The organism is Streptomyces sp. NPDC034099, from assembly GCF_055575415.1.
In genome coordinates this window covers 306,229-322,609 of sequence record NZ_JBVISR010000005.1, presented here as the reverse complement: position 1 = coordinate 322,609, position 16,381 = coordinate 306,229, and the positions used below count along the sequence as shown (strand labels likewise).

Annotated in this window: 17 protein-coding genes; 10 read left to right on the top strand and 7 right to left on the bottom strand. The window is 74.0% G+C overall.

Features of this window, described 5'->3' with window-relative positions; genetic code table 11:
- Window positions 1–40: 40 nt before the first annotated feature.
- The 3 genes from ACZ56V_RS17245 to ACZ56V_RS17235 all read left to right on the top strand — a co-directional run bounded on the left by ACZ56V_RS17245 (window position 41) and on the right by ACZ56V_RS17235 (window position 3,313).
- Window positions 41–829, top strand: coding sequence for an electron transfer flavoprotein subunit beta/FixA family protein (locus ACZ56V_RS17245; RefSeq protein WP_356371767.1), 789 nt, complete (start codon window positions 41–43; stop codon window positions 827–829).
- Between the two features lie 54 nt (window positions 830–883).
- Window positions 884–1,846 (top strand): electron transfer flavoprotein subunit alpha/FixB family protein, encoded by a 963-nt coding sequence (locus ACZ56V_RS17240; protein WP_468943113.1) that lies wholly within the window; start codon window positions 884–886, stop codon window positions 1,844–1,846.
- Between the two features lie 168 nt (window positions 1,847–2,014).
- Window positions 2,015–3,313, top strand: coding sequence for a DUF6986 family protein (locus ACZ56V_RS17235; RefSeq protein WP_468943110.1), 1,299 nt, complete (start codon window positions 2,015–2,017; stop codon window positions 3,311–3,313).
- Here ACZ56V_RS17235 and ACZ56V_RS17230 read toward each other — a convergent pair.
- A complete protein-coding gene (locus ACZ56V_RS17230) occupies window positions 3,294–4,157 on the bottom strand; it encodes a hypothetical protein (protein ID WP_467381292.1) in 864 nt (287 codons plus the stop codon). The genes ACZ56V_RS17235 and ACZ56V_RS17230 overlap by 20 nt on opposite strands.
- A 121-nt stretch (window positions 4,158–4,278) precedes the next feature.
- Window positions 4,279–5,355, bottom strand: a complete 1,077-nt coding sequence (locus ACZ56V_RS17225; protein WP_398911878.1) for a LacI family DNA-binding transcriptional regulator — start codon at window positions 5,353–5,355, stop codon at window positions 4,279–4,281.
- Window positions 5,356–5,569: 214 nt separating this feature from the next.
- On the opposite strand from ACZ56V_RS17225, the gene ACZ56V_RS17220 reads away from it, so the two are divergent.
- The 3 genes from ACZ56V_RS17220 to ACZ56V_RS17210 all read left to right on the top strand — a co-directional run bounded on the left by ACZ56V_RS17220 (window position 5,570) and on the right by ACZ56V_RS17210 (window position 8,063).
- The gene (locus tag ACZ56V_RS17220; protein ID WP_356371762.1) at window positions 5,570–6,523 is read left to right on the top strand and encodes an ROK family protein; all 954 of its coding nucleotides are present in this window, start codon (window positions 5,570–5,572) and stop codon (window positions 6,521–6,523) included.
- A gap of 138 nt (window positions 6,524–6,661) precedes the next feature.
- On the top strand, window positions 6,662–6,856 hold the full coding sequence (locus tag ACZ56V_RS17215; RefSeq protein ID WP_398911877.1) for a hypothetical protein: 195 nt from the start codon (window positions 6,662–6,664) through the stop codon (window positions 6,854–6,856).
- 163 nt (window positions 6,857–7,019) lie between these two features.
- Window positions 7,020–8,063 (top strand): NUDIX hydrolase, encoded by a 1,044-nt coding sequence (locus tag ACZ56V_RS17210; RefSeq protein ID WP_398911876.1) that lies wholly within the window; start codon window positions 7,020–7,022, stop codon window positions 8,061–8,063.
- A 2-nt stretch (window positions 8,064–8,065) separates the two neighbouring features.
- On the opposite strand, the gene ACZ56V_RS17205 is transcribed toward ACZ56V_RS17210, so the two are convergent.
- Together ACZ56V_RS17205 and ACZ56V_RS17200 are read right to left on the bottom strand one after the other, a co-directional pair.
- On the bottom strand, window positions 8,066–8,770 hold the full coding sequence (locus ACZ56V_RS17205; RefSeq protein ID WP_467381285.1) for an MBL fold metallo-hydrolase: 705 nt from the start codon (window positions 8,768–8,770) through the stop codon (window positions 8,066–8,068).
- Window positions 8,771–8,845: 75 nt separating this feature from the next.
- On the bottom strand, window positions 8,846–10,201 hold the full coding sequence (locus ACZ56V_RS17200) for a M20/M25/M40 family metallo-hydrolase (protein ID WP_467381283.1): 1,356 nt from the start codon (window positions 10,199–10,201) through the stop codon (window positions 8,846–8,848).
- 144 nt (window positions 10,202–10,345) lie between these two features.
- Between ACZ56V_RS17200 and ACZ56V_RS17195 the strand changes: the two genes are divergently transcribed.
- The 3 genes from ACZ56V_RS17195 to ACZ56V_RS17185 all read left to right on the top strand — a co-directional run bounded on the left by ACZ56V_RS17195 (window position 10,346) and on the right by ACZ56V_RS17185 (window position 13,621).
- On the top strand, window positions 10,346–11,605 hold the full coding sequence (locus ACZ56V_RS17195) for a geranylgeranyl reductase family protein (protein ID WP_467381281.1): 1,260 nt from the start codon (window positions 10,346–10,348) through the stop codon (window positions 11,603–11,605).
- An 89-nt stretch (window positions 11,606–11,694) separates the two neighbouring features.
- Window positions 11,695–12,924, top strand: a complete 1,230-nt coding sequence (locus ACZ56V_RS17190) for a sensor histidine kinase (protein ID WP_468943104.1) — start codon at window positions 11,695–11,697, stop codon at window positions 12,922–12,924.
- Between the two features lie 31 nt (window positions 12,925–12,955).
- Window positions 12,956–13,621: a response regulator transcription factor gene (locus ACZ56V_RS17185; protein WP_356372603.1), complete on the top strand. Its 666-nt coding sequence runs from the start codon at window positions 12,956–12,958 to the stop codon at window positions 13,619–13,621.
- Here the strand turns inward: ACZ56V_RS17185 and ACZ56V_RS17180 are convergent.
- The gene (locus ACZ56V_RS17180) at window positions 13,582–13,866 is read right to left on the bottom strand and encodes a DUF6332 family protein (RefSeq protein WP_398911871.1); all 285 of its coding nucleotides are present in this window, start codon (window positions 13,864–13,866) and stop codon (window positions 13,582–13,584) included. The genes ACZ56V_RS17185 and ACZ56V_RS17180 overlap by 40 nt on opposite strands.
- 76 nt (window positions 13,867–13,942) lie before the next feature.
- Here ACZ56V_RS17180 and ACZ56V_RS17175 point away from each other — a divergent pair, with 76 nt between their 5' ends.
- A complete protein-coding gene (locus ACZ56V_RS17175; protein ID WP_468943100.1) occupies window positions 13,943–14,374 on the top strand; it encodes a MarR family winged helix-turn-helix transcriptional regulator in 432 nt (143 codons plus the stop codon).
- Here the strand turns inward: ACZ56V_RS17175 and ACZ56V_RS17170 are convergent.
- Together ACZ56V_RS17170 and ACZ56V_RS17165 are read right to left on the bottom strand one after the other, a co-directional pair.
- A complete protein-coding gene (locus ACZ56V_RS17170; protein WP_468943097.1) occupies window positions 14,361–15,101 on the bottom strand; it encodes a maleylpyruvate isomerase family mycothiol-dependent enzyme in 741 nt (246 codons plus the stop codon). The genes ACZ56V_RS17175 and ACZ56V_RS17170 overlap by 14 nt on opposite strands.
- 75 nt (window positions 15,102–15,176) lie before the next feature.
- Window positions 15,177–16,349 carry an MFS transporter gene (locus ACZ56V_RS17165; protein ID WP_398911868.1) on the bottom strand — a complete coding sequence of 391 codons (1,173 nt, stop codon included), beginning with the start codon at window positions 16,347–16,349 and terminating at the stop codon, window positions 15,177–15,179.
- Between the last annotated feature and the right edge of the window lie 32 nt (window positions 16,350–16,381).

The window sequence follows — 16,381 nt, the reverse complement described above, 5'->3', positions numbered from 1 at the left end:
AGAGGCAGCACTGAAATGTCGACGCAGTAGGAGAGCCGGCGTGAGCTTGAGGATCGTTGTCACTGTGAAGTACGTGCCCGACGCCACCGGCGACCGGCACTTCGCCGATGACCTGACCGTCGACCGGGACGACGTGGACGGTCTGCTCTCCGAACTGGACGAGTACGCGGTCGAGCAGGCGCTGCAGATCTCGGAGAACTCGGACGACGACGTCGAGGTCACCGTCCTGACGGTGGGCCCCGAGGACGCCAAGGACGCGCTGCGCAAGGCGCTGTCCATGGGTGCGGACAAGGCGATCCACGTCGAGGACGACGACCTGCACGGCACCGACGCCATCGGCACCTCCCTGGTGCTGGCCAAGGCGGTCGAGAAGGCCGGTTACGACCTGGTCGTCTCCGGTATGGCCTCCACCGACGGCACCATGGGCGTCGTCCCCGCGCTGCTCGCCGAGCGCCTGGGCGTGCCGCAGGTGACGCTGCTGTCCGAGGTCTCGGTCGAGGGCGGGGTCGTGAAGGGCCGCCGTGACGGCGACTCGGCCACGGAGCAGCTGGAGGCGTCGCTGCCGGCGGTCGTGTCGGTCACCGACCAGTCGGGTGAGGCGCGTTACCCGTCCTTCAAGGGCATCATGGCGGCCAAGAAGAAGCCGGTGGAGTCCTGGGACCTGTCCGACCTCGAGATCGACGAGGACGAGGTCGGTCTGGAGAACGCCTACACGGTCGTCGAGTCGGCCGCCGAGCGCCCGGCGCGCACCGCGGGCACGATCGTCAAGGACGAGGGCGAGGGCGGCAAGCAGCTCGCCGAGTTCCTCGCGGGCCAGAAGTTCATCTGAGCCCCGATTCGCCGACCGTCCCTCATCTTTCGCAAGCAGGAGAGAAGAAGTCCCATGGCTGAAGTTCTCGTCTACGTCGATCACGTGGACGGTGCCGTCCGCAAGCCGACCCTGGAGCTGCTGACGCTGGCCCGCCGCGTCGGCGAGCCGGTCGCCGTCGCGCTGGGCAACGGAGCCGGTGACACCGTCGCCGCCCTCGCCGAGCACGGCGCGGTGAAGGTCCTCACCCACGAGGCCGCCGAGTACGCCGACTACCTGGTCGTCCCGAAGGTCGACGCCCTCCAGTCCGCGCACGAGGCCGTGTCCCCGGCCGCCGTGCTGGTCCCGTCCTCCGCCGAGGGCAAGGAGATCGCCGCCCGCCTGGCGCTGCGCCTGGGCTCGGGTGTCATCACCGACGCCGTCGACCTGGAGGCCGGCGACGAGGGTCCGGTGGCCACCCAGTCGGTGTTCGCCGCCGCCTTCACCACCAAGTCCCGCGTCTCCAAGGGCACCCCGGTCATCACGGTCAAGCCGAACTCGGCCGCCGTGGAGGCCGCCCCGGCCGCCGGTGCGGTCGAGGCCCTCTCGGTCACCTTCTCCGCCGCCGCGACCGGCACGAAGGTCACCTCCCGCACGCCGCGCGAGTCGAGCGGCCGCCCGGAGCTGACCGAGGCCGCGATCGTGGTCTCCGGTGGCCGCGGGGTCAACGGCGCGGAGAACTTCGCGATCATCGAGGCGCTCGCCGACTCCCTCGGCGCGGCCGTCGGTGCCTCGCGCGCCGCGGTGGACGCGGGCTGGTACCCGCACACCAACCAGGTCGGCCAGACCGGCAAGTCCGTCTCGCCGCAGCTGTACATCGCCTCCGGCATCTCGGGCGCGATCCAGCACCGGGCCGGCATGCAGACCTCGAAGACGATCGTGGCGATCAACAAGGACGCCGAGGCCCCGATCTTCGAGCTGGTCGACTACGGCGTCGTCGGCGACCTCTTCGACGTCGTCCCGCAGCTCACCGAGGAAGTCAAGACCCGCAAGGGCTGAGGCTCCTCGTCGCACCGCACACCGAGGCCCCCGGTGACGTCCACGGACGTCGCGGGGGCCTCGCTGTGCGCACAGGATGGTGTTGACCGGCGAGAGACCGGCAGATAACTTCACTCTACGGATAACTGATTCCGGTCAGCGGAAAAATGAACATCAGGAGGGTGTCGGATGGGTCAGCAGGAGAAGGTGGCAACGAGCCTCGCGGGCGCCGTCGGCGAGGAGATCAGTGCCTCCCTCGCACCGGTCGACGCGGAGCTGGAGCGCCGCTACCCCGGAGACCCGGGCACCCGCCAGCCCGTCCACACCGTCTACGTCCCCGGTGACGTCTTCGCCGCCGACACCGTCCGCTCCTGGGGCGACAGGGCCCTCGCCGCGCTCGACGAACACGCCCCGGACGCCGCCTCCTTCGCCGCCGTCCTCGGTCTCTCCGACGACCTCGCCGAGCCCGTCTACGGCCGCGTACGCGCCAAACTGGAGCGGGAGCCCATCGAGGACCTGCGCGTCGACTTCGAGGACGGCTACGGCAACCGCCCGGACGCCGAGGAGGACGAGGCGGCCGCCCGCGCCGCCCGCCTGATCGCCGAGGCGTACCAGCAGGGCACGGCCGCCCCCTACATGGGCATCCGCATGAAGTGCATGGAGGCTCCGGTGCGCGCCCGGGGCATCCGCACCCTCGACGTCTTCCTCAGCGGCCTGATGGAGGCCGGCGGCCTGCCCGGGGGGCTGGTCCTCACCCTGCCCAAGGTGACCTACCCCGAGCAGGTCACCGCCATGGTGCGGCTCCTGGAGGCCTTCGAGAAGGCGCGGGGCCTCACACCCGGCCGGATCGGCTTCGAGATCCAGATCGAGACCAGCCAGTCCATCCTCGCCGCCGACGGCACCGCCACCGTCGCCCGCATGATCCAGGCCGCCGAGGGCCGCGCCACCGGCCTGCACTACGGCACCTTCGACTACAGCGCCTGCCTCGGCGTCTCCGCCGCCCACCAGGCCAGCGACCACCCGGCCGCCGACCACGCCAAGGCGGTCATGCAGGTCGCCGCCGCCGGCACCGGCGTACGCGTCTCGGACGGCTCGACCAACGTCCTGCCGGTCGGCCCCACCGCGCAGGTGCACGACGCCTGGCGGCTGCACTACGGCCTCACCCGCCGCGCCCTGGCCCGCGCCTACTACCAGGGCTGGGACATGCACCCCGGCCACATCCCCACCCGGTACGCGGCCGTCTTCGCCTTCTACCGCGAGGGCTTTGAGCAGGCCGCCGCCCGCCTGGCCCGCTACGCCAACCGCACCGGCGGCGACGTCATGGACGAGCCCGCCACCGCCAAGGCGCTCAGCGGCTACCTGCTGCGCGGCCTGGACTGCGGCGCCCTCGACATCGGCGAGGTCGCCCGGCTGACCGGCCTGACCCGCGCGGACCTGGAGGGCTTCTCCGGCCCGCGGCGCGGCGACCTCACCGCATCGGCGCAGTAGGCCCCGCCGACGGCGTCCGGCTCCCCGCGAAGGGATCGTCCGGGCCGGAGCCCAGGTACCGCTCCAGGCCGGACGCCGTCACCCGCTCCTCCTCGGCGAACAACCGCGTCCCCCGGTCGCACAGCCGCCGGTCGGCCCGCGCCCGCGCGCAGAACTCCTCGGGCGTCACCCCGAACAGCTCACGCAGCCGCGCCGACCCGTGCAGCAGGTCGGTGATCAGGGGGCGTTGCGCCCCGGGGTGGCGCCGCGGCGCACCGGTGCCGTCGTGCAGGACGCCGTGGCGGTTGACGTACGCGTAGGCGCCGCGCAGCACCGATCCGTCCCCCGGCTCGACACGCACGTCGGGCGCGGGCAGCCAGACCCGGTCGAAGTTGCCGCCCGCCATCGGCACGCCCTCGCTGGCGTCGATCACCGCGAGCTGCTCGGCGTCGAGCCACAGCACGAACAGCTCCCGTACGACGCCGGGGGCGCCCACCGGCGAGGCGGACATGTAGCCCATGCGGCTCACGTGGGCGGAGACGCCGATGTCCAGCCCGGTGACCCGCGACCTGACCATCGGGACCGGCGAGGCGATCCCGAACTCGGCCATCTTGTGCCGCAGCTGGGCGGGGCTCGCGTTGGACCCGATCGCCAGCACCGGAACCCGGCCGTCGCCCTCCGCGTACACCGCCCGGTCCAGCGGCAGCAGCCGGTCCCCGTCCAGCAGCCCGGACTCCCGGGGCCACACGCCCGGGTACAGCAGCGGCTCCTCGCGCGGCACCCCGGCCAGCCCGAGCGCGTCCAGCGTGCGGTCCTGGCCGGGCGGCCGCGCGGACTCCCCGCCCTCGGTCGGTGGTTGCGACACGGTGCCCTTCCTCCCGGTGACGCGGACGGGCGGGACGGTGGGTCCGGCCACCCGCGCGGTTGGCGGGCCGGCTCGGACGCCGGACCGGCGCCGGGCGCGTGCGGCCGTCCGTCGCGGTGGATCAGTCCGACGGCGGCAGCTCGCCCGAGCCCCGGGTGACCAGCCTGGTCGGCAGTTCGATGCGGTCGGGGGCGAGGAGGGTGCCGTCCAGCTGCCGGAAGAGCCGCTCGGCGGCGGTGCGGCCGAGGGCGGCCGCGTCCTGCGCGACCACGGTGACGCCCGGCTTGAGCAGGTCGGCCAGTTCTATGTCGTCGAAGCCGACCAGGGCGACGCCACGGGTGTGCTCGGCCAGGACCCGGATCACGGTGACCGTCACCCGGTTGTTGCCGGTGAAGATCGCGGTGACCGGATGCGGGTCGGCGAGCATCTCCTCGGCCGCCCGGCGCACCCGCACGGGGTCGGTGACGCCCAGGGACATCCACGAGTCCTTGACGGGTATGCCGGCGTCCTCCATGGCGGTCCGGTAACCGCGCAGCCGCTCGGCGGCCGTGTGGATGCGGGGCATGTCGCCGATGAACCCGATCCTGCGGTGCCCGTGCGCGATGAGGTGGGCCACGCCGTCGCGGGCACCGCCGAAGTTGTCCGAGACCACCACGTCCGCGTCGATCCGGCCCGCCGGACGGTCCACGAACACCGTGGCGACGCCCGCCTTCAGCTCGGGCTCCAGATACCGGTGGTCGTCCCCGGCGGGGATCACCACCAGACCGTCCACGCGCCGCGCGCACAGTGCGAGGACCAGCTCCTGCTCGCGGTCCGGGTCCTCCGCGCTGGACCCGTTGATCAGCAGGGCACCGTGCGCGCGGGCCACCTCCTCCACGGCACGGCTGAGCGGCCCGTAGAACGGGTCGGCCAGATCCTCCAGGACCAGGCCGATGCTCGCGGTGCGGCCCTTGCGGAGCACCCGCGCGCTGTCGTTGCGGCGGAAGCCCAGCGCGTCGATGGCCTCCTGGACGCGGCGCTCGGTCTCGGGGGTGACGCCGGGCTCCCCGTTGACCACCCGGGAGACGGTCTTGAGGCCGACCCCGGCCCGGGCGGCGACGTCCTTCATGGTCGGGCGGTTGCCGTAACGGTTCCCGGGGAGGCGGTCTGCGCGGCGGGTCGTGTCGGGCACGATGCGGTGTCCTGTCCTGTCGTCCACGGGATTGCGTCGGCTCCTGCTGTCCGGGGGATGTGTCGGTCATGGGCTTGTATGAGGATGTGGCGTCGAGCATAGAGCCTGGACAACGTTGTCAGATGCGGGAGACACTGTCCATCGCACTCTCCGGTCCTCGTCCCCACCGCGGGACCGGTCGTTGGGCGCTCTTGGGTACGACATTTTTTCGCTTTCGGTCCGACGGGGAGATCCGACTCTGATGCACACCGACCTCGTGGCAGCGCTGGACATCGGCGGCACCAAGATCGCCGGCGCACTGGTGGACGGCCATGGCCGCATCCAGGCGCGCGCACAGCGTGCGACACCCGCCCGGGAGGACGGTGACACCGTGATGGGGGCCGTCGAGGCCGTGCTCGCGGAACTGACCGCGTCGCCCCTGTGGGTGCGGGCCAGGGCCGTCGGCATCGGCAGCGCGGGCCCGGTGGACGCCTCGGCCGGCACCGTCAGCCCGGTGAACGTGCCCGGCTGGCGCGACTACCCGCTGGTCCGGCGGGTCCGCGACGCCGCCGGCGGTCTGCCCGTGGAACTCATCGGGGACGGGGTGGCCATCACGGCCGCCGAACACTGGCAGGGCGCCGCCCGCGGCCACGACAACGCGCTGTGCATGGTGGTCTCGACCGGTGTCGGCGGCGGTCTGGTGCTGGGCGGCCGACTGCACCCCGGACCGACCGGCAACGCCGGCCACATCGGCCACATCAGCGTCGACCTGGACGGCGACCCCTGCCCCTGCGGTGCGCGCGGCTGCGTGGAGCGCATAGCGAGCGGCCCCAACATCGCCCGCCGCGCCCTCGACGCCGGCTGGCTGCCCGGCCCGGACGGCGACACCTCCGCCGCCGCGGTCGCCGCCGCCGCCCGCCTCGGCGACCCCGTCGCCGTCGCCTCCTTCGAACGGGCCGCCCAGGCGCTGGCCGCCGGTATCGCCGCCACCGCGACCCTCGTCGAGATCGACATCGCCGTGGTCGGCGGGGGAGTGGGCAAGGCGGGCGACGTCCTCTTCGCCCCCCTGCGCAAGGCCCTCACCGACTACGCGACGCTGTCCTTCGTGCAGCGCCTCGCGGTCGTCCCCGCCCAGATGGGCACGGACGCCGGGCTGGTCGGCGCGGCCGCGGCGGCGCTCTCGCGGACGACGCCGGCGACCGCCGCGCACGTCTAGGGGGCATTCGGGCCCCGCGACCCCGGCAAGGTCCAGACGGCACCCCTCGCCCCCCGGGGAGCCGGTGCGCCTCGGTGTTCCGCGAGGCTTCCCCCGGCCGGCCCGTGACTCCCGTGCGGCGGCGTAGTTGAACGGGGCATGAAGAAGCGCAGCATGCTCGCCCTCGCGTCCCTCGCCACCGGCTTCGTCGTCGCGGCCGTCACCCCGTCCCACGCCGCCCCGAGCGACCTCCCGCTCGGTCTCGGAGCGGGCGACACCCTCAGTACCCTGGAGGACACCGTCGCCACCGAGAGCCTGACCCTCGACGACGACGCCCTGGGGCAGCTGGGCTGACACCCCGGCCGGGCCGACGCGCCCGGCCCCCTGCACGGCGCCGGTGCCCCGGGAGGGCGTCGGCGCCGCTGTCATATGCCCTTTCCCGCGACCCCGGCTGGGCTGGTTTCCGTGGCAGGGTGAAGCGGGCAAGCCACAGGGGGCCAACAGAAGAGGGGGACCTGTGACCGTCGTCTGGATCAACGGCGCGTTCGGTGCGGGGAAGACCACCACCGCACGGGAACTGATCGAACTGATCCCGAACAGCACGCTCTTCGACCCCGAGGTCATCGGCGGGGCGCTCGCGCACCTGCTGCCGCCCAAACGCCTGGCCGAGGTGGGCGACTTCCAGGACCTGCCGATCTGGCGCCGGCTGGTGATCGACACGGCGGCCGCGCTGCTCGCCGACCTCGGCGGGACGCTCGTCGTCCCGATGACCCTGCTGCGCCAGGAGTACCGCGACGAGATCTTCGGCGGTCTCGCCGCCCGCCGGATCGAGGTCCGGCACATCCTGCTCGCCCCGGCCGAAACGATCCTGCGGGAGCGAATAGCGAGCCGAGAGACCCCGGAGGACCTGCCGGACGGCGAGACGCGGGTGCGGCAGTGGTCCTACGACCACATCGAGCCCTACCGCGCCGCCCTCGCCTCCTGGCTCACCGCCGACGCCCACCCCGTCGACACCGGCGCACTCACCCCGTACGAGGCCGCCGTCCGGGTCGCCGAGGCCGTTGGCACGGGCGCCGCGCCGGCCTGCGAGATCGTGCAGACACCGGAACCCACCGGCGAGACCGTGGCCGCCGGTGTCCTGCTCTTCGACGAGCGGGACCGGGTCCTGCTCGTCGACCCCACCTACAAGCCCGGCTGGGAGTTCCCCGGCGGTGTCGTCGAACCCGGCGAGGCACCGGCCCGCGCCGGGATGCGCGAGGTCACCGAGGAGACCGGGCTCAGCCTCGACGACGTACCGTCCCTGCTGGTCGTCGACTGGGAGCCGCCGGCACCTCCCGCCCACGGCGGTCTGCGGCTGCTCTTCGACGGTGGCAGGCTCGACAGGGCGGACGCCGGCCGCGTGCTGCTGCCGGGAGCCGAGCTGCGCGACTGGCGCTTCGCCACCGAGGACGAGGCCGCCGCCCTGCTGCCCCCGGTCCGCTACGAGCGGCTGCGCTGGGCGCTGCGGGCCCGGGAGCGCGGCGCCGCCCACTACCTGGAGGCGGGCACGCCGGTCGGCTGACGTCAGACCGCCGCCCCGTACGTCCGCGCCGAAGCCCTCAGCACCTCCCCGGCCCGCGCCGCCACCGGATCCCCGTGGCCGAAACAGGCCAGCTCCGTGTCGAGGGCCGCCAGCCGCCCGAAGGAGTCGACGGCCCGGTCCCGGTCGAGGTTGAACACGCCGAGCAGCACACCGCCGTCGACCGGCGAGGCGGCGACCGCGTCCCCCGTGAACAGCACGCCGTGGGCCGGGAGGTGCAGCGCGATGCTCCCGTCCGTGTGGCCCGGCGCGTGCACGACCCGGGCCCCGCCGCCGAAGTCCAGGACGTCACCGTCCACCACCTCGGTCACGCGGGCCGGGCGCGCGAAGTCACCTCGCGGCAGCCGGCGCACGGCGTTCTCGTGCAGCGGACGCTCCCAGTCCTCGAGAACGGGCGGCGGACCGGGCACCTCGCCCCGCACGACGGGTGCCTCCAGGGGGTGCGCCACCACCTCGGCCCCGGTGAGCGCGGCGACCTCCTGCGCCCCGCCCGCGTGGTCCTCGTGGAAGTGGGTGAGCACGACACGCCGTACGCGGCCGACGGCCCGCGCGGCCCCGGCGACGCGCGCACCGTACCCGGCCGGTCCGGCGTCGATCAGCGTCACCTCGTCCCCGTCACGCCAGAGATACGCCTGACCGACCGGGAAACGCAGCAGACTCAGGCACGGGAGCAGTTCGACGACGTCCATACGACGACCGTAGGCAGGGCCCCGCCCGCCGGCGAGGCCCCTCTGCCGACGGCAGAACCCGGAACGGGACCGGGCTCAGCCCGCCGCGTAGTTGCGCAGGAAGTGCGCCTCCGCCACCGACAGCCGCTCCAGCTCCTCCGGGGACACGCTCTCGTTCACGGCGTGGATCTGGGCCTCCGGCTCGCTCAGGCCGATCAGCAGGATCTCCGCCTCCGGGTAGAGGGCGGCCAGGGTGTTGCACAGCGGGATCGAGCCGCCCTGACCGGCGTACTGCATCTCCTCACCCGGGTACGCCACCGCCATCGCGTCCGCCATGGCCTGGTACGCCGGGCTCGTGGTGTCGGCGCGGAACGGCTGGCCCTGGCCGACCTGCTCGACGGCGACCCGCGCGCCCCACGGCGTACGCGCCTCCAGGTGGGCCCGGAGTAGCTTGGTGGCCTCGGCGGCGTCCACGCCCGGCGGCACCCGCAGGCTCACCAGCGCCCGCGCGCCCGCCTGCACCGACGGGGTGGCGCCGACGACCGGCGGGCAGTCGATGCCGAGCACCGTGACGGCCGGCCGCGCCCAGATCCGGTCGGCGACCGAACCGGACCCGATCAGCTCCACGCCGTCCAGCACCCGCGCGTCCCGGCGGAACTGCTCCTCGTCGTAGGCCAGGCCCTCCCACGTGCCGTCCGCCGCCAGACCGTCGACGGTCGTCGAGCCGTCCTCGGCCCGCAGCGAGTCCAGTACCCGGATCAGCGCGCCGAGCGCGTCGGGCGCCGCACCGCCGAACTGGCCGGAGTGCAGGTTGCCTTCGAGCGTGTCGACCGTCACGCGCAGCATCGTCATGCCGCGCAGCGTGGAGGTGACCGTCGGCAGACCGACCCGGAAGTTGCCCGCGTCCCCGATGACGATGGTGTCCGCGGCCAGCAGCTCGGGGTGCGCCTCGGCGTACCGCTCCAGACCGCCCGTGCCCTGTTCCTCGGAACCCTCGGCGATCACCTTGACGTGCACCGGCACGCCCCCGTTCGCCTTCAGCGCGCGCAGCGCCAGCAGGTGCATGAGCACGCCGCCCTTGCAGTCCGCGGCGCCCCGCCCGTACCAGCGGCCGTCGCGCTCGGTCAGCTCGAACGGCGGAGTGGCCCAGCCGGCCTCGTCCAGCGGCGGCTGCACGTCGTAGTGGGCGTAGAGCAGCACCGTCTTCGCACCCTCGGGCCCCGGCAGGTGGCCGTACACCGACTGGGTACCGTCCGGCGTGTCCAGCAGCTCCACGTCCTGGAAGCCCTCGGCGCGCAGGGCCGCCGCTATCCAGTTGGCGGCACCCACGCTCTCGCCGCGCGGGAACTGGTCGAAGTCGGCCACCGATTGGAAGGCCACCAGCGCGGCGAGTTCCTCCTTCGCGCGGGGCATCAGCGAAGCGACGGTCTCGGCGACCGGATTCGACGACATGGGCACGCTCCTTGTGGGTGCGACGTTGTACCAAGGAGTACTTGGAATGACGGGCCGATCCTCCCACAGTGGCCTGCGGCGATGCCCGCCGTAGGATGCGGGGGTCAGGTGCGGCATGCGGTTTGATCGGAGCAGTAGACCATCGTGAGCAGCGAGAACTCTTCGGCGGACGACGCGCGTCAGGTCTGGGACGTGGTCGTGGTGGGCGCGGGACCGGCGGGGGCCTCGGCCGCCTACGCGGCGGCGGTCGCGGGGCGGCGCGTCCTGGTGCTGGAGAAGGCGGAGCTGCCCCGCTACAAGACATGTGGCGGCGGCATCATCGGTCCCTCGCGCGACTCCCTTCCACCCGGCTTCGAGCTGCCCTTCCAGGACCGTGTGCACGCGGTGACCTTCTCGAACAACGGGCGCTTCACCCGGACCCGGCGCTCCCGGCAGATGCTGTTCGGGCTGATCAACCGGCCCGAGTTCGACCTGCAGCTCGTCGAGCACGCCCAGAAGGCGGGCGCCGAGCTGCGCACCGGGGCGACCGTGACCCGGGTGGAGCAGCACGGCTCGGCGGTGCCGGACCGGCGCACGGTCGCCGTCGTCCTCCAGGGCGGCGAGACGGTGCTGGCCCGGGCCGTGGTCGGCGCGGACGGCAGCGCCAGCCGGATAGGCGCGCACGTCGGGGTGAAGCTCGACCAGGTCGACCTCGGCCTGGAGGCGGAGATCCCGGTGCCCGAGACGGTCGCCGAGGACTGGAAGGGCCGGGTGCTCATCGACTGGGGCCCGATCCCCGGCAGCTACGGCTGGGTCTTCCCCAAGGGCGACACGCTGACGGTCGGAGTCATCTCGGCGCGCGGCGAGGGCGCGGCGACCAAGCGGTACCTGGAGGACTTCGTCGCCCGGCTGGGGCTGGCCGGATTCGAACCCAGCATCTCCTCCGGCCATCTGACGCGCTGCCGCGCGGACGACTCGCCGCTGTCGCGCGGCCGGGTCCTGGTCTGCGGGGACGCGGCCGGGCTCCTGGAGCCGTGGACCCGCGAGGGCATCTCCTTCGCCCTGCGCTCGGGCCGGCTCGCGGGGGAGTGGGCGGTGCGCGTCTCCGAGGCGCACGACGCGGTGGACGCGCGCAAGCAGGCCCTGAACTACGCGTTCGCCATCAAGGCCGGTCTGGGCGTGGAGATGAGCGTCGGCAAGCGGATGCTGACGGTGTTCGAGCGCCGGCCGGGCCTCTTCCACGCGGCCCTGACCGGCTTCCGCCCGGCCTGGAAGGCGTTCAAGGACATCACGCAGGGCTCGACCTCGCTGGGCGAGCTGGTCCGCAGCCATCCGCTGGCGCAGCGGGCGCTGGGGGCGATGGACCGGCGGCCCGCGCCGTCCGAGCCGTCCGCGCCGTCCACGGGGGAGGAGACCGGCGCCTGAGCGCCGGCGGGCGTACTTCGCCGGGAGTACGTGTGATCACCACGCTCGGGTGACGCCGTCCGCGGGGCCCGGCGTCTAGCGTGGCGGACATGGACGGACAGCGCGAGCGCGAGGGCCGGGCGCCGCAGTGGTGGCGGCACGGCCCCCCGTGGTGGAACCTGCGGGGCGAGGAGGAGCAGCGCCCGCGGTGGCCCTGGCGCTCCACCGTGCTCGTCACGGCGTTCGTGCTGTTCGGCTCGAACTTCGCCGCCCACACCCAGGAGGGCGAGCGGGCCGGCCTGGACCCCTTCGCCCACACACTGCTGTTCGTGACGGGGGCCGCCCTGCTGTGGCGGCAGCGCCACCCGGTGCCGGTCGTGTTCGGCACGGCGGTCACCACCCTGGTCTACCTGGGCGCCGGATACCCGTACGGCCCGGTGTTCGTGGCCGTCGCCGTGGCCTGCTTCAGTGCCGTCGTCGCCGGGCACCGCAGGGCCGCGTGGGCGGCGATGGGCACCCTGTGGGCCGGGCACGCCCTGGTGGCGCACTGGCTCTACCGGTGGCTGCCGCCGTCCGGGGACTCGGCCGCGTCCTGGGGGCAGGAGCTCGTGATCGCCACCTGGGTCGTGGCCGTCGCGGCCCTGTCGGAGCTGGCCAGGGCCCGCCGCGAGCAGTGGGCGCGGGAGCGGGCCGAGCGGGCCCAGGCGGCGCGGCGGCGCGCGGACGAGGAGCGGCTGCGGATCGCCCGCGAACTGCACGACGTCCTCGCGCACAGCATCTCCGTCATCAACGTGCAGGCCGGCGTCGGACTGGCCCTCCTGGACACCGACCCGGAACAGGCCCGCGCCGCGCTCGGCACCATCAAGGACCAGAGCAAGGAGGCGCTCGGCGAGGTGCGGCAGGTGCTCGACACCCTGCGCACCCCCGGGGACGCGCCGCGCGCTCCCGCCCCCGGCCTCGACCGGCTCGCCGAACTGGTCGAGCAGGCGGCGAGCGCGGGCCTCATCGTCGAGGTGGAGGGGAAGCCGCCGCGCCTGTCGCCCGGCACCGACCTGGCCGCGTTCCGCATCGTGCAGGAGGCGCTCACCAACGTCGTACGGCACTCGGGTTCCCGGCACGCGCGCGTCCGCCTCGACCGGGACGGGGACACGCTGCTGCTGCGCGTCGACGACGACGGCCCCGCGACGGGCGCCGACGCGGGCGGCAGCGGCAACGGGCTGGCCGGGATGCGGGAGCGCGCGGCGGCACTGGGTGGCACCATCGAGGCGGGCCCGCGTCCGGACGGCGGCTTCCGGGTGCTGGCGACCCTGCCGATCGACGTGAAGAAGGCGGCCACGTGACCCGTACGGCGCAGTCGAAGGAGGACGACCGGTGATCCGTGTGCTGCTCGCCGACGACCAGTCACTGGTCCGGGCCGGTTTCCGGGCACTGCTGGACGCGCAGTCGGACATCGAGGTGGTCGCCGAGGCCGCCGACGGCGAGGAGGCGGTGCGCTCGATCCGCGAACTGCGCCCCGACGTCGTCCTCATGGACATCCGCATGCCCCTGCTCGACGGCCTCGCCGCCACCCGCCGCGTCACCGGCGACCCGGGGCTGCACGACGTGAAGGTGGTCATGCTCACCACCTTCGAACTCGACGAGTACGTCTTCGAGGCGATCCGCTCCGGGGCCTCCGGCTTCCTGGTCAAGGACACCGAACCCGAGGAACTCCTGCGCGCCGTGCGGGCGGTGGTGGACGGTGACGCGCTGCTGTCGCCGGGGGTGACGCGCCGGCTGATCGCCGAGTTCGCGGCCCGTTCCAAGGAGCCCGCGGCGGCCGGTGAGATGGCCCGGCTGACCGAGCGGGAGCGCGAGGTGATGGCCCTGGTCGGCATCGGACTGTCCAACGAGGAGATCGCCCGCCGGCTGGTCGTCAGCCCGCTGACCGCCAAGACCCACGTCAGCCGCACCATGGTGAAGCTGGGCGCCCGCGACCGGGCGCAGCTGGTCGTGCTGGCCTACGAGTCGGGCCTGGTACGGCCGGGCTGGCTCGGCTGACCCCCGCGCGGGAACCGGACCAGGACGCTCACCACCCGGACGAAGAACACCACCACGGCCGACACCGCACCCGCCCCGACGAGCGCGGTGCGCACCCCGCCCGTCAGACCGAAGAGATACGCGGGCCCCGCCACCGCCCCGAACAGCACGGCCGCCGCGAACGCCGCACTGCACAGCGCGTAACCGATCTCGACCGTGACGGCGTCGCGCTCGGCCTGGGTACGCCGTCCCCCATGGGTGTCCATGGCGCCAAGTCTCCCAGGACGAGCGGGGATCGGGCAGCGCGGTGACCGCCGCGACGGGCTCCGCCACGGTGCGCGGATGGCGGCGAAGAAGGCCGAACAGGCGCTCGTGAGCCGGTGGCGCTCGATCCTGGTCCGTCACGCCCGCGTCCAGTGCGAACTCGACCGTGCGCTGCACGGACACGGGCTGTGCGGCAGCGACTTCGAGGTTCTCGACGTCCTGGCCGGGTCACCGGACGAGGACGGTCGCGGCTCCCGCGGATACCGCGTCCAGCAGATCTCCGAACGGGTCCACCTCAGCCGGAGCGCCCTGCCGCGGGTGGTCGCCCGGCTGGAGAGGGAGGGCCTCGTCGACCGTGCCATGTGCCCCGAGGACCGGCGCGGCGTGCGGATCGCGCTCACCCCGGAGGGGCGCGCCCCGGCACGGAGAGGCGCTCCCGGTGCAGCGGGCGGTGCTGCACCGGCTGCTGTCCGGCTGATCCACTGCGCCGTCCGGCTCACGTCCAGGTGACGCCCGACCGCTCGCGCCACAACGCGGCGAGCGCGCCGTCGCCGGTCACCTCCGGGAACGGCCGGCGGTTCCACAGCGCGGGGTAGAGCAGTGCGGCCGGGCCGGACAGCTCGCAGTCGGCGTCCCCGGCGTCCTCCCGCACGGTCGCCGGCGGCTGCGCGGACAGCCGTACGGTCCACACGGCGTCCGGCGCGTCCGTCGCCCGCACCCGCAGCGTGCGGGGCTCCTCGGTGCGTACGGCGCTCTTCGGACGGGCGTGGAAGGCGCGCAGCAGCTCGTCGATGCCGTCCACCGCGAAGTCCACGCCGACACCGGTGGGTTCACCGCCGCGGGCCGATTCGGCGTCGACCCGGTGCACGGTCGTCTCGTGGGCCTGCCGACGGGCCCAGAAGGCCAGCGGTGACGGCGCGGGCAGGAAGTGCCAGCACCGCACGTCGGGTGCGGCGCCCGCGAGGGTGTCGACGAGCCGACGGTGCCCCTCCCGGAACCACGCCAGGAGCGGGGCACCGTCGAGGTCGGGCGGGTCGGCGGCGGGCCGGGGTCCGGGGTGCCCCTCGGCGACGAACGCCGTCGCCCAGCGGTGCACCGCCCCCGTGTGCCGCAGCAGGTCCCGCACCCGCCAGCCGGGGCAGGTCGGCACCTCGGCGTCACTGCCCGCCGCCTCGGCGGCCGCGGCCAGCAACGCACCTTCACGGTCCAGGATCTCGACGTACGCGGCGGTCTTCATGGCAGGGAGTGTGCCGCATGGAGCGGACTTGAAGGCAGGCCTTCCCGGCACGTTCCCGAGGGGCGGCGGCACGGCTCAGCCGGTAACCGCCGCGCGTCGCGTCGCGACCGCGACCAGTACGGCCACCGCCGCGAGGGCGGCCACGCTGGTGAGGGCGGCGGACAGGGACAGCCAGTCGGCCAGGAAACCGATCGCGGGCGGACCGAGCAGCATGCCGCCGTAGCCCAGGGTGGAGGCGGTCGCCACACCGCTGGGGCCGCCGAGCGCGCCGGCCCGCTCGACGGCGACCGGGAAGATGTTGGCGAGCCCGAGGCCGGTGATCGCGAAGCCGAACAGCGCCGCCCCCACGGAGGGGGCGAGCGAGCCGAGCAGCATCCCGGCCACCGCGGTGGTGCCGCCGGCCACCACCGTGGCCGTCCGGCCCAGGCGTTCCAGCAGTGTCGTCCCGGTCAGCCGGCCGACGGTCATGGCGAGCGCGAAGCACGAGTAGCCCGCCGCCGCCAGGCCCGGAGAGGCGTCGAGGTCCTGCTCCAGGTGCAGGGCGCCCCAGTCGGCCATCGCGCCCTCGCCGTACGCCGTGCACAGGGCGATCAGCCCGAAGGTGAGGACCAGGCGGCGGGTACGGCGGTCCCGGCGGTGCGGGGTGCCGTCCTGCTCGGGCCTGCGCTCCGGCGGCGCGGCGGGCTCGCAGCGCAGCAGGGCACGGCCCGCGAACAGGGTGACCAGCAGGCCGGTCACGGTGAGGGCGAGCAGGTGCCGCGTCGGCGACAGCGATCCGGCGACCAGCCCGCCGAGCCCCGCGCCGACCATGCCGCCGAGGCTGAACGCCGCGTGGAAGCTGGGCATGATCGGGCGCCCCAGTACGGCCACCAGATCGACCGCGGCGCTGTTGAAGGCGACGTTGATCCCGCCGTACGCGCTGCCGAAGAGCAGCAGTACGGCGCCGAGGGCGAGCGCCGAGTGGGTGAGCGGGGGCAGGGCGACGCTGAGGCAGAGCAGGACCGCGCAGGCGACGGTGACGGGGTGGCTGCCGTAGCGGCGGACGAGCCGTCCGGTGAGGGTCATGGTGACGACGGCGCCCGCCGAGACACCGAGCAGGGCGAGCCCCAGGGCGCTGGCGGAGGCGCCGGTCTGCTCCTTGATGGCGGGGATCCGGACCACCCAGCCGGCGAAGACGAAGCCGTCGAGGGCGAAGAAGGCGGTCAGGGCGGCTCGAAGACGGGTGAGGTCGTCGCGGTTGCCCGGCACGGCGCTGTGCGATCGGGCTTTGTTTATTTGCG